The organism is Paenibacillus xylanilyticus (assembly GCF_047246825.1).
Classification (GTDB): domain Bacteria; phylum Bacillota; class Bacilli; order Paenibacillales; family Paenibacillaceae; genus Paenibacillus; species Paenibacillus xylanilyticus_B.
Genome location: NZ_JBFOLB010000003.1, coordinates 632749 through 645774, shown reverse-complemented (window position 1 = coordinate 645774; position 13026 = coordinate 632749). Strand labels below are relative to the sequence as shown.

Below are 13026 nucleotides of genomic sequence, written 5' to 3'. Positions count from 1 at the left end.
ATCTCCAAATACCTGAAACAAGTAAAGTTTTGGTTATACCGAAATGCTGTATGGAAATGAGACAGGGATTTCTTCAATTATGCACAGCAATTTATTCAATGTATTACATTCCAGATCATGGTATATTTTTATTATTAAATCATGTAAGGAGATAGCCATGAATCGTACATAATTAGGTTCACCAAAAACAAACGGACTAAGAAAAAGTGAAGTAAGTAATGACCTTAGTGATGGACAAAGCAATGAAGATCTGCAAGTATCAGCGAAAGATATGAAGTTTGAGACACTAATTTTAAGGAGAATTCCTATGCCTAATCAATTCGCAAAAAGTATCATCGTATTTTGTTTGGTTCTTTTATTATTACCGACAACAACAATTTTGGCAGCATCGGTTATCAAAGATCCAGTTTTGGCAAAAATCATTCGAGCAGATCTGAAGCTGTCGGCTAAAAAAGAACTAAAGGCAAGCGATTTGAAAAAATTAAAATCCTTGTACTCTATGGATGCAAAAAGTAAGATTTCTAATCTCCAAGGGCTTGAATATGCGGTTAACATAGCGGAGTTAGTTCTGCCCGGTCATAACATCAAAAATATAAAACCGCTCACCAAGCTGAAAAAGATAAATTTCTTGGCTTTAGATGGGAATCAAATTACAGATTTATCTCCACTCTCAGGATTAAGTAAACTGGAGAGTTTATTGATTAGCGATAACCATATCAAAAGTCTGGAACCTTTAAAAAATTTACGCAATCTTACAAGTTTGCTTGCAAGCGGCAATCAGGTGTCGGACCTAAGACCTCTCCAGAAGACAAATCTTGAATGGATTATTATGGACCATAATAAAATTCAGGATTTGACACCGCTAAAGAACCATCCAACATTAGAACATCTTTATCTGGAAAATAACCTCATTCAGGATATTGCAGTGCTCGAAACCATTCCTCATTTAACTGAGGTATATTTGGCCAACAACCCACTGAATGAGCGTGCAGAGCAGGTTGTGCAAAACTTGGAGAGGAACGGTGTGATTGTAAGTTTGGAAAATGATGAAGCGGATCAATCGGAATAAATTCGGATTGAGAAGACAAATTCAGAAAAAAGTTTGATTATTTTACTCTTTATAAAGGACAAAAAAGGCCGTAGATAAAATCAACGGCCTTCTTTGTCTGTGGTGAAAGAAATTTACGTTAATACGCGCATCCACCACTATGTTATTCCACCTCAATTTCCTTCACCGTTTCGCCCTCAATCAGGACAGGCTGGTAATAGGTATTGGTGGGCAGATCCTTTTTGCCTTGCAGCTTCTTGATGACCCAGTCGGCGGCGTCACGGCCCATTTGCTCCTGGGGATGGGTTAGTGTCGTGAGTTGGATATTGGCATTCTTGGCGATGTATGAATTGTCCTGTCCAATAATGGATAACTCATCCGGAATGGATATGCTCAGTCTCCGGCAAGCATGAACCACTTCCAGCCCAACCTCGTCGTTATAGCACACAATGGCAGTTAGCGCCTCCCTGTTTTCATTCAGGAACGTTTCCACATTGGTGGACAGATCCGGCTTCGACGCCGTATCGAACGAAAGCACCTGCTCTGGATGAAACCGCAGTTTGGCTTCGCCTAACGCTTTGATGTACCCCTTCATCCGGTACTTTCCTTGTAAATCATCCATTTTTGCAATAAGCCCAATCTGGGTGTGTCCTTTGGCAATGAGTTCCCGGGTGGCGAGATAACTCGATTGCACGTCATCCAGACAGAAGAAGGGAACCTCCAGCTCTTCGTAAAAGGCATTGATCATGGTGAACGGGACATCCTGTTCCTTAAACGACAGATAGTACGCAATGTTAGGGTTATATAGATTGCTTTTGGTCGGCTCCACAATCAGCCCATCGACGCCATAGGAAAGCATCATTTCCAGTGCCTTTTTCTCTTGTGCCACATCATTATTGGTGCTGGCCAGCAGCAGCGAATAATTATCCTCATTCAATCGGCTTTCTATGCCGCGAATGATCGAGGGGAAGATGTAATCGGAAATGTACGTTGTGATGACGCCGATCGTCTTTTTCATCGTATTTCCGCCGGATCTGGATCGGTATTGGTTGCTGACATAGGTGCCCGAACCCTTTTCACTTCTCAAAAAACCTTCGTTTGACAGCTCCAAAATGGCCTTCCGAACCGTCTGGCGGCTCACGTTGTAACTCTCCTGCAAAGCGGACTCCGTCGGAATCTGTTCGCCTACATTATATGTCCCCGAAAGGATATGGCTCTTTATATCGTCAATAATGATCTGGTATTTTGGCTTCACGCAATCCACTTCTTTCATCATTACTCATCTATAGAAACGGTATTGTTCAAATAGTTGTACGTACATATTTTATCATGATTCTGTTCTAATGAAAATGAAACAGCATATTTTCCGAAAAGAACCGTACAATTCTGGACTTATTACATGAAACTGTACCCTACAGCATACCTTAAATCAAGTAGAGATTAGCACAGGAATAGGCAATATCGTGTTTATTGTAAGTATAACTATTATATATTATTGACAAATGTACGTACAAAAAATATACTAAGGCTGTCAGAAAAGGAAAGCGCCTTCTTAAATAGGATGGTTACTGTTCTCTCACTTGAGAGACGTAACAGCAGGAAATATTTTTATACGAATTCATGAATTCATCATAAAGTCACTGCAGTTTTAGAGCTTCAACATAACGATCAGCCTTCGGTTATAAAACTGCGATCAGAGAGGGGACAACCATGGTTATGAGTCATGAAGAGATGAAAGAGGCGATTGCGAAGGGAACCACTTCACTTGGCATCGAATTCGGATCGACACGGATCAAGGCCGTATTGATTAACGAACGTTTCGACACCATCGCATCCGGGAGTTATGAGTGGGAGAATCTCCTGAAAGACGGATATTGGACATACAACCAAAAGGATATTATTGCAGGCATGCAAACCGCATATCGCGAGATGAAGCAGGATGTGGAACAGAAATACGGCATCACGCTGCAAACCATCGGTTCTATCGGATTTTCAGCCATGATGCACGGATATGTTGCATTGGATCGCACGGGTGAACTGCTGGTGCCGTTCCGGACGTGGCGTAACGCAACCACGGGGGTTGCTGCCAGGGAACTAACGGATCTCCTTCAATTCAACATTCCGGAACGCTGGAGTATTGCGCACCTGTACCAGGCGATTTTAAACGAAGAGGAGCATGTGCCTCGTATCGATAGCCTGACCACGCTGGCAGGATATATTCACTGGTTGTTGACCGGGAATAAAGCGATCGGGATTGGTGACGCTTCGGGCATTTTCCCAATTGACGAGTCTACACATAACTACCACCCATCCATGATCGGGCAGTTCGATGAGTTGATCGCAGGCAAAGGTTATCCGTGGAAGGTCGAGGACCTTCTTCCGAAGGTATATCTCGCTGGCGAGCATGCAGGTGCATTAACGGAGGCAGGAGCGAAGCTGCTCGACCCTGCGGGAGACCTGCAAACAGGCATCCCGCTATGTCCGCCGGAAGGCGATGCCGGGACAGGTATGGTCGCAACGAACAGCGTCAGAAAACGCACAGGCAATATATCAGTTGGCACGTCAGTTTTTGCCATGATTGTGCTGGAGAATGAGCTGTCCAAAGTTTATCCCGAGATCGACATGGTCACGACGCCAGATGGCAGTCCGGTGGGCATGGTGCATGCCAACAACTGCTCCAGCGACATCAACGCCTGGATCGGATTGTTCCGTGAATTCTCTGAAGCAATGGGATATGAAGCCGACAACGGCAAGCTGTTCAGCGTCCTGTTTAACAAAGCGCTTGAAGCAGACCCGGATGGCGGTGGACTGCTGAGCTACGGATATTACTCCGGCGAGAACATTACGGGGATCGACAAAGGCCGTCCATTGTTCGTTCGCTCACCGGAAAGCCGTTTCAACCTGGCTAACTTTATGCGCACGCATCTGTTTACCGCATTCGGCGCGCTGAAGATCGGAATGGATATTTTGACGAAGAACGAGCATGTCGCCATCGACAGCATTTTGGCCCATGGTGGATTGTTCAAAACGCCAGTCGTTGGACAGCGAATCGTAGCCGCCGCCATGAATGTACCGGTATCCGTTATGTCTACAGCGGGTGAAGGCGGAGCCTGGGGCATGGCGCTTCTCGCTTCGTACATGATCAACAAGGATGCGCAGGAGAGCCTGGATGTGTTCCTGGAGCAGAAAGTCTTTAGCGAAGTTGCTGGGGAAGAGGTTGCCCCGGATCCATCGGATGTCAAAGGGTTTGAAGCATTTATCGAACGCTACCGGAAGGGCTTGGCCATTGAGCAGGCGGCTGTCGACCATCTGGTAGAGAACGGGAGGGACTAGGATGTTAGAACAACTGAAACAAGAGGTTTATGAGGCGAATCTGGAATTGCCGAAGCATGGACTCGTAAAATTCACATGGGGCAACGTCAGCGCGATTGATCGGGATAGCGGGCTATTCGTCATCAAGCCAAGCGGCGTTAGCTATGATGCAATGAAGCCAAGCGATATGGTCGTTGTTGATCTCGACGGCAATGTGGTGGAAGGCGAGATGAGACCATCCTCGGATACAGCGACACATGCCGTTTTATATAAGCATTATTCTGAGATTGGCGGCATCGTGCATACGCACTCCACCTGGGCGACCATCTGGGCGCAAGCCGGATTGGATGTACCTGTAATGGGAACAACGCATGCGGACACGTTCTATGGGGCGGTACCTTGTGCGCGTTTCCTGAATCAGGACGAGGTTGATCGCGGATACGAAGCGGAGACAGGACGCGTCATTATTGAAACGTTTGAACAGCGTGGGATTGATGTTATGGCAGTTCCAGCAGTACTGCTCCATGGTCATGCACCGTTTACGTGGGGGAAAGATGCCAAGTCTGCGGTGGTGAACAGTGTCGTACTGGAGGAAGTGTGCAAAATGAACCTGTACGCGCGGCAATTGAATAACTTCGCGAAAGAACTGCCGCAAGGCATTTTGGATAAACACTATTTGCGGAAGCACGGAAAAGACGCGTATTACGGACAGAAGTAATTTGGTTATGTAGCGATCGGTTGATAATAATTCAAGCGAATAAGTTGTTTGTAACTACTACCAATGAAGTTGTATAAAAACTTTTACACGATAACGGAGAGTGCAGAACCAATCTGGAGAAGCGAAGCTAAAAGCTTTCTGCAAGAAAGCTACTTCGGAAGGATATACTTCGCCTTTATCCCCGGATATCATCCTTATTAGATCAAAGAAATCCGGGGATAACCAGCGATCGAAAGATGGTACTGCAATCGGAGTGGTAAGTGTAACCCACTTGTTCAACTATAAAAATGAAATGAGGATGATTATATGTCAGCAGCAAAAGAGTTCTGGTTTGTGGTCGGTTCACAGCACTTGTACGGAGAAGAAGCACTGGGCGAGGTCAAAGCCAATGCACAGAAAATCACGGACGCTCTGAATGCAAGCGGCGTTCTGCCATACCCGCTCGTATTGCAGGATCTGGCGGTAAGCGCAGATAAGATCACGAGCATTATGAAAGAAGTCAACTATCGCGACGATGTAGCGGGCGTGATTACATGGATGCATACATTCTCTCCGGCGAAAATGTGGATTCGTGGTACGAAATTACTGCAAAAACCTTTGCTGCACTTGGCTACCCAATTCAATGAAAGCATTCCGTGGGCAACCATCGATATGGACTTCATGAACCTGAACCAAGCGGCACACGGTGACCGCGAATATGGTTTCATCAATGCCCGTCTCAGAAAACAGAATAAAATCGTGGTTGGCTACTGGGAGCGTTCTGAAGTGCAGCAGCAGGTTGCGGATTGGATGGACGTGGCTGTTGCCTATAATGAAAGCTTCAACATCAAAGTTGCCCGTTTTGGCGATAACATGCGTAACGTGGGCGTAACCGAAGGGGACAAAGTGGAAGCACAAATCCAATTTGGATGGACTGTCGATTACTTCGGCATCGGTGACCTCGTACAGGTTGTAAATGCTGTAACCGAGCAGGAAATCGATGATCTGATCGCTCAGTATGCGGAGCTGTATGAATTCGATTATGGTACCAACAGCAAGGAAGCTTGGGAGGCTAGTGTACGCGTTCAAGCAAGTTATGAGATTGCCATTAAACGTTTCCTGGACGAAGGTGGTTACAGTGCCTTCACTACGAACTTCGAAGATCTGCATGGCATGAAGCAGCTTCCGGGTCTGGCTGTGCAACGTCTGATGGCTCAAGGATACGGTTTTGCCGGTGAGGGTGACTGGAAAACAGCTGCGCTGGATCGCTTGCTAAAAATCATGGCCCATAACGAGAACACGGGCTTCATGGAAGATTACACATACGAGATGGCCGCTGGACAGGAAGCTATCCTGCAATCTCACATGCTTGAAGTAGATCCTACACTCGCTAGCACGAAACCGAGAATCATCGTGTCCCCACTGGGTATTGGCGACCGTGAAGATCCGGCGCGTCTGGTATTCGATGGCAAAGCTGGCGAAGGTGTTGTCGTATCCATGGCTGACTTCGGTACACATTACAAACTGCTGATCAATGAAGTATCTGCATTCGAGCCTACCGTACCAGCACCGAATCTGCCAGTGGCACGTGTACTGTGGAACGTGAAGCCAAACTTCCAGGATGGAGTCAAGGCTTGGATCGAGAACGGTGGCGGTCACCACACGGTCGTTTCCTTGAACCTGACAACAGATCAGATCGTAACGTATGCAAAGCTGGTTAACCTGGAGTACGTTGTCATTAAATAAGCGTGAAATAAATTATTATAATTGGACTCATATCCATTATTGCCTAGCGGCCGGGGGATTCCCTCGGCCCTTTGTCATGCAGTGAGACTGAAGGTGTGGCAAACTGCAATCCGTGTTAGTGTCAATCTCAGGAGGGGGCTCAGTCTACCGGAGAGCTCGCTTTATTTTGCTATAATAGCCCAAAGGAGGTTATCCATTAACCATGCATACTCAAGAAAGCTTGCTTGATCAACTGCACGAGCTTGGCATTGACGGACAAGGCACGCTGCTCGTGCACTCTTCGATGAAAAGTTTGGGTGAGGTCGAAGGTGGAGCAGACACCGTGTTGGATGCCTTTACTGACTATATGAAAGATGGACTGCTGGTGCTGCCAACGCATACATGGTCCACCATCAATGCGAGTAACCCGATGTTCCACGTGGAATCCTCGCCATGCTGTGTTGGGATCTTACCCGAGCTTTTCCGTAAACGGCCAGGCGTGGTGCGTTCATGGCACCCTACACATTCAGTTGCAGCAAAGGGCTTCGATGCAGAGACTTTCACGAAGGACGATCACCTATATGACACACCCTGTGCGAGAGGATCGGCCTGGGGGAAGCTGCTCGATCGTAAAGCGACCATTCTCCTGGTCGGCGTTGACCTGAAACGAAACACGTTTATCCATGGCGTTGAGGAATGGGTGGATATTCCGGGACGTTTAACGGATGAGCATGAGCAGTTAGTTACCATATTGCCTGATGGAACAGAGATTTCAGTGCCTTCCCGCAGGCATTGTGGGTTATCGTGGTCAGAGCATTTTTGGAAAGTAGATGAAGTGCTGGAGCATAAGGGGGCGATGCGCCAAGGAAAACTTGGCGATGCAGTCGTAAGAGTGTGTGATGCGGCCAAGGTGGCAGAGATTATCACAGAGATGCTTAAGGAGAATCCGGATTTATTCTCGGATAACCTCCCGCTGGCGCAAGCTTAGATACAACTCAATGCCGCTCGGTAACGGGCGGGGGATTGCCTTGCTTTTCTATGATAAACGTTCTAAACCATTCACAAATGGGCAAAAATAGTTGCAGAAATAAATCAGTGCTTGGCTGTATTTCCATTGTATGGCCTACTCACCCTTTTAGCTGTATGATAAGATATGGGTAATTTAACCAAAAGTTTTTGTAGAGGAATAGCAGTTATAGTTTTAATGGAGCATCACTTAGGGGTTACGAAACAACCTAGCTCATTGATATCGTAGTAGTCGCAACCAAGAAGGAGAAGATTTGTGAGCCCATTGGTATGGTATGATCTTTTTTTATTCGTCCTGTTGTTTGGTGTATACGTCTATATTTTTGCTACTGCTAGAATTACGAATTTACATAAGGTTTACTTTTTATTTCATGGTTTGATGATGCTCTGGCCCTTCTGTCAATTTGCCATCGTGTTGTCGGATAATCCAGGCTGGCAGTTATTTTATGTGACCCTATCTTTCGTCGCCGTCTCACTGCTTGGAAGTGGTTGGCTTCTGTTGACCATCTTTATCACCGGATATGCTGATCGATTAGGTAAAAGAAGATCCTTCCTGCTGTTTACTCCAGCAATTGTTGCAGCCGTAGGAGTGGTGATGAACCCGCTCAATTGGTTTGTAACCCCTTTGGAGGGAGGTTATGTAGAACGGGCATACGGACCATGGTTCTGGTTTGTGATGATTGTTCTCGTAAGTTATTTTGTGGCTTCCCTCTTTATTTTGTTTGGGGCACTTCGTGCCTCCGATAAATCACCAACGATTAAAAAACAGGTGAAAATCACGCTGTGGGGCATATTCGTGCTGGCTATTTTCGCGGCGATTGATGCCCTTCTGAATGTAGTTTTAAGAGCATGGATACCGTTCATCATTCCCGGACTGACTTCGCTGGGGATTTTTCTGTCGGATTTATTTTTTGTATATGTCATTAAGCGATATAATGTCTTCGACCTGGTGTCCATTGCCCATGAGGATGTCATTAATACGATTCCATATGGGATTCTTGTATTGGATGAGAATGATACCATTATTGAAGCTAACAAGGCATCCAAATCCGTTATAAATCTGTATGTCGGGGATTGTTTTGATATGGAGGCGTTTCTGAGGTCTGTTCGCGTAGAGGGCAGTAGCCAGCCGTTTCTGGATCAGTATAAGAAAAAAGAAAATAAGTTGTCTCAGATAGAAGTTATCGTGGAGCGTGACATCGAGCGTCATTTCATACTCCAAACGTCTCCAATCGTTGATACGTTCCAGCTGCCTATTGGTTATATCCTTACGCTTCAGGATGTCTCGCAAGAGCGCTACTATGTAAAGGAAATGAACCGGCAGAATGAAATGCTTCAGGAACGCAACCATGCCCTGGATCGCATTCGGCAGGAGTTATCCGAGGCCAATCGTAAACTGGAGGAGCTGGCCCTTACGGACAGTTTGACCGACTGTTACAATCGCCGTTATCTGACACAGCAGCTAACGCATGAGGTGATTACGAATGTTCATTATAAGACCCCGTTTTCACTCCTTCTCCTGGATGTCGATTACTTCAAAGCGATTAATGATCGCTATGGTCATGTCATCGGGGATGAAGTGCTGTACCGTACGGCTCAGGCAATAAAACAATCCATTCGGGGTACCGATATTCTGACGCGCTATGGTGGAGAGGAATTCATGATCTATCTGCCGCACACCGAGCGCCAGTTAGCTCAGAAAATAGCGGAACGCGTAAGGTTATCCGTAGAGTCCAACCACATGGTGGTGAATCATGAGATTGGGCAGGTATCCATTACGATCAGTATAGGAATTCTCTCCATTGAGGATTTTGAAGTTGAGCATGTACCGGATAATCCCGAGGGGTATTTGACTCAGCTGTTCGCTACGGTAGACAAGGCACTGTACCAGGCGAAGCAGAATGGGCGTAATCGGATTGAGTTTGCGGAGTTTGAGCGGGAAGTTTCTTGATTAAGATGAGAATAAAGGCACTTCTATAAATATAGCTTACAAATGGCACCAAGCGGATTGGTGCCATTTATTTTTCTCTGAACCCATTCAAAAATTTATAGCACTAATTTTATGCCAGTTGAATGGTAAGTGATTTAAAGTGGGTATATGCATATAGGACCATAGCACCGATGCTCAGAACAAACACAGTTATTAATTAGGTAAAATCAGGATGTTAGCCAGATGTATTGCTGCCAGACTTCTGCTAACATAGTTTAATCCTATTATAAATGAGCGGAGATACATATGAGTACAATCAAAGTTACCCCTGAGCAGCTGCATCATGTATCCAATCAGGTAGATCAGGCCAGACAACAGTTGGAGAGTATACAAGGTGATCTTACCAGGCAGATTATGTTCATCCAGGCGATGTGGATGGGTGCAACGCAGGAGCGTTTTTACTATGAGTTTGAACGTTCCAAGCCTATACTAGAGAAAGCACTAGAGAGTATGGTTAACACATCCAAGGATTTGAAGGATATCGCTACCCGCTTCCAGGAAGCAGATGCTGGGCAGGTAAGTCTGGCAGGTGCAACCGGAGCCGTTGGTGCGATGGGTATGATGACGAAATCAGCAGGTGATTCAAGTTCGGGTGATAAGGGCTATCGAATGGCAAAGATCGATATGTTTGGAAAGTGGACGTGGATGCCTGTCAATGAGAATGGTGTTGCGGATCAGGCTGCTTTTCAGGCTTATGAGAAGGATAAGGGACATCTTAATTTCAATCGTATGCAAGCTGTGAACGTTGAACCGCCTGGGGAAGATATTTTTGCGTTACAGATCAAGGCGTTTGAGATGGGCATTCATCCTACGACAGGAGAACCTGTATCAGATAACTTTGCTCAGATGATGGTGACATCTCTGAAGTTTAGTCAGATTTTTATGGCTGTTTCGATGGTTAAAGGGAGTATGCCGGGAGGCAAAGGTCCATTCCGTTTGCCATCATCCAGCCCAGCTGTGGCGAAGATTAAGAAGAACATTGAGGCTTCTAAGGCTAAGAAAGATAATACAGAAGGTGGAGTTCTAGGTGAAAATAATAAACCTAGAATCAGTGAGGGGAATATTCGGACTGAACCATCTTTAGCAAAAGGTGCTTCACCTGAAGGTAACTATGCTGTGGGGAAAGATAGAGGCTGGACTAAACAGAATGAGTCAGCAAATACCTTCGCTAAAGAGGGCTATCATATTAAAATGCTCGATGAAATTGATGGAGGAAATGGGTACGGCATTAAGGAAGGAAGTAATCCTGACTTCTTAATTGAAGGGAAAGTATTTGACCATTATGCACCTATTAATACTAAAAGCGCCAATGGAATAGCTGAAGAGATTAAGCGTAAGACTAAAGATCAGGCAGATAGGGTTATCTTAAATTTAGATGGTTTCACAGATGCAAGAGTAGCAGAAGTGAGTCAAAAAATCTTGGGGAAAACTAACCCAAATGGAGATTTAAGACGGCTACAGGAATTATTTATTATTAGAGACGGGAAAATAGATCTGCTCTTCTGGAGGGAATAGTATGGATTTAGCATTGTACCTATTTTATAAAAAAGACACGAAACAATTAGCAGAATTATTGTTGAGTTCTCTAAAAGATTTTTCACAGGAGACTCATATGAAATCTAAAGAGGATTATTACTCAATCACCAATCCAAATTTCTCGGTTATTGTACAAGACGATGATGAATTAGTGAATTTTACGAGAGAGGAGTTAAATTTAAATATTAATTACTGTATCAATATTTCTGTTTTTTCACGTTCACCCGAAGAGGGATTACAAGTCATATTTCAAGCGATTAATACTCTAACAGACAGGTTGGATGAGGATATTGCATTGACAGATAGTGAATCTGGCGTGATCTTTCTGCGGTCTGACGGTCAACTTGTCATTAACTCGCATTGCAGAGAGAACCCTGATATCTATAATTGGCCTTATGATTTACTGGATGGAGACTTTATTGAGAAGGATATGGCAGGGTTGATTTGAGATTTGGAGCTCCATTGATGCATTCATGACCGGGTAATTTTGGGTAAATTAATATACTCCGTAGATCAAGATGTTCAGACAGAAAATGCCGTTTTGAAAAAAATCGATATAAATCCCGGATTAAGATCCCTGAACGTGTAGGTATGATCTCATTTAAAGAGGGAGATTAGCATAAAAAGGGAGTGCCTAAGTTCACTCTGTTAGAGCAGAGATAAGGTCCTTTACAAGCGTTGGAGAGTTAAGCTATGAGAGAAGAAAAAGTTAATGATACTTACTATGTTGGATACGAAGGATATCCTAAAATCCTAATGTTATTTGAAAACTCTACCGAACAGAATGTTCTAAAGATGTGGAATGGATATCTTGAGACATTATTGGATCTTATGTGCCATTATGAGTCTACTGACAATGGTATTCTACAAGAACACTATGCCCATGAAGGTTGGTATGAGGAAAGTCCATGGGAAATACAGGACCTTGATTCAGCTATTCATTTATTTAAATCCTTCAATGTGAGTAAAGTAACTGGTGAGCAAATAGAGAATGTTAAGAATATTGTTCCTACTCTCCCAGAAGCAGCACATCAGATATCAACATTTTTAGAATTAGCCAAAACGAACGGTTGCAGCGTGTATATTGAATACGACTGATAAAGATCAAGGAACATACTTTCAAACGATAACGCAGTTGCTAGGGCTGCGTTATTTAGTCTTGTACGTAACTCTAAATAGGTTAATAGTCGATTGATAGGGGAGCAGCGCATGGGGCATCTACTAACCACAGCTATTGAACGTTTGTCGTCTATTTCATTTGAGGATACCGAAGATAGCTCACTAGAATCGTTTCATGGTCTGATTAAAGAATATCTGAGAAGCGTTATTCAATTATTAAATGAGATGGATGCTTCAATAGATCAATATCCCCTATTTAGTATTGCTAAAATCCTTGGGAAAAGCCATAGATGAAAAAGTATATCGAGCCTGTTCAAAACTGGACACGCTGGGAAATCCTTATGTGAAGGTAATTTGCTATGGTTATTTAGAAGTCTCCGAATTAGCAGATCAAGGAGTAGATGAAGCAATTCAATACATCGACCTCTACGACCCGATAATAAAATTCTTTGAACGAGGTGGGAGTTTTACCATAAGACAAGGCGAAATGGTTGTAGGTGGTTCAGCGTATCCACTAACGTATTGGAGAAATTAGAATATTTCTATTCAGGATATCAACGATGTTGCTTTAGA

The 13026-nt window shown here is 44.4% G+C and carries 12 protein-coding genes; 11 read left to right on the top strand and 1 reads right to left on the bottom strand.

Annotation, left to right across the window (positions count from 1 at the left end):
• Window positions 1–307: 307 nt before the first annotated feature.
• On the top strand, window positions 308–1069 hold the full coding sequence (locus AB3N00_RS22230; RefSeq protein WP_413036541.1) for a leucine-rich repeat domain-containing protein: 762 nt from the start codon (window positions 308–310) through the stop codon (window positions 1067–1069).
• Between the two features lie 142 nt (window positions 1070–1211).
• Here the strand turns inward: AB3N00_RS22230 and AB3N00_RS22225 are convergent, their stop codons facing one another.
• The gene (locus AB3N00_RS22225) at window positions 1212–2303 is read right to left on the bottom strand and encodes a GntR family transcriptional regulator (RefSeq protein WP_413036614.1); all 1092 of its coding nucleotides are present in this window, start codon (window positions 2301–2303) and stop codon (window positions 1212–1214) included.
• Between the two features lie 461 nt (window positions 2304–2764).
• On the opposite strand from AB3N00_RS22225, the gene AB3N00_RS22220 reads away from it, so the two are divergent.
• The 10 genes from AB3N00_RS22220 (at window position 2765) to AB3N00_RS22175 (ending at window position 12988) form a co-directional block, all read left to right on the top strand.
• Window positions 2765–4381 carry a xylulokinase gene (locus AB3N00_RS22220; protein WP_413036540.1) on the top strand — a complete coding sequence of 539 codons (1617 nt, stop codon included), beginning with the start codon at window positions 2765–2767 and terminating at the stop codon, window positions 4379–4381.
• Between the two features lies 1 nt (window position 4382).
• Window positions 4383–5078 (top strand): L-ribulose-5-phosphate 4-epimerase, encoded by a 696-nt coding sequence (locus AB3N00_RS22215; protein WP_413036539.1) that lies wholly within the window; start codon window positions 4383–4385, stop codon window positions 5076–5078.
• Between the two features lie 306 nt (window positions 5079–5384).
• Window positions 5385–6803: an L-arabinose isomerase gene (gene araA, locus AB3N00_RS22210; RefSeq protein ID WP_413036538.1), complete on the top strand. Its 1419-nt coding sequence runs from the start codon at window positions 5385–5387 to the stop codon at window positions 6801–6803.
• Window positions 6804–7005: 202 nt separating this feature from the next.
• The gene (locus tag AB3N00_RS22205) at window positions 7006–7770 is read left to right on the top strand and encodes an AAC(3) family N-acetyltransferase (protein ID WP_413036537.1); all 765 of its coding nucleotides are present in this window, start codon (window positions 7006–7008) and stop codon (window positions 7768–7770) included.
• 294 nt (window positions 7771–8064) lie between these two features.
• Window positions 8065–9759, top strand: a complete 1695-nt coding sequence (locus tag AB3N00_RS22200; protein ID WP_413036536.1) for a diguanylate cyclase — start codon at window positions 8065–8067, stop codon at window positions 9757–9759.
• Between the two features lie 285 nt (window positions 9760–10044).
• Window positions 10045–11313, top strand: a complete 1269-nt coding sequence (locus AB3N00_RS22195) for a WXG100 family type VII secretion target (protein WP_413036535.1) — start codon at window positions 10045–10047, stop codon at window positions 11311–11313.
• Window position 11314: 1 nt separating this feature from the next.
• The gene (locus AB3N00_RS22190; RefSeq protein ID WP_413036534.1) at window positions 11315–11782 is read left to right on the top strand and encodes a hypothetical protein; all 468 of its coding nucleotides are present in this window, start codon (window positions 11315–11317) and stop codon (window positions 11780–11782) included.
• Window positions 11783–12027: 245 nt separating this feature from the next.
• Window positions 12028–12432: a hypothetical protein gene (locus tag AB3N00_RS22185; protein ID WP_413036533.1), complete on the top strand. Its 405-nt coding sequence runs from the start codon at window positions 12028–12030 to the stop codon at window positions 12430–12432.
• Window positions 12433–12543: 111 nt separating this feature from the next.
• Complete coding sequence (locus tag AB3N00_RS22180) at window positions 12544–12747, top strand: hypothetical protein (RefSeq protein WP_413036532.1); 204 nt, start codon at window positions 12544–12546, stop codon at window positions 12745–12747.
• On the top strand, window positions 12728–12988 hold the full coding sequence (locus AB3N00_RS22175; protein ID WP_413036531.1) for a hypothetical protein: 261 nt from the start codon (window positions 12728–12730) through the stop codon (window positions 12986–12988). The genes AB3N00_RS22180 and AB3N00_RS22175 overlap by 20 nt, the downstream gene beginning before the upstream one ends.
• The last annotated feature ends 38 nt before the right edge of the window (window positions 12989–13026 follow it).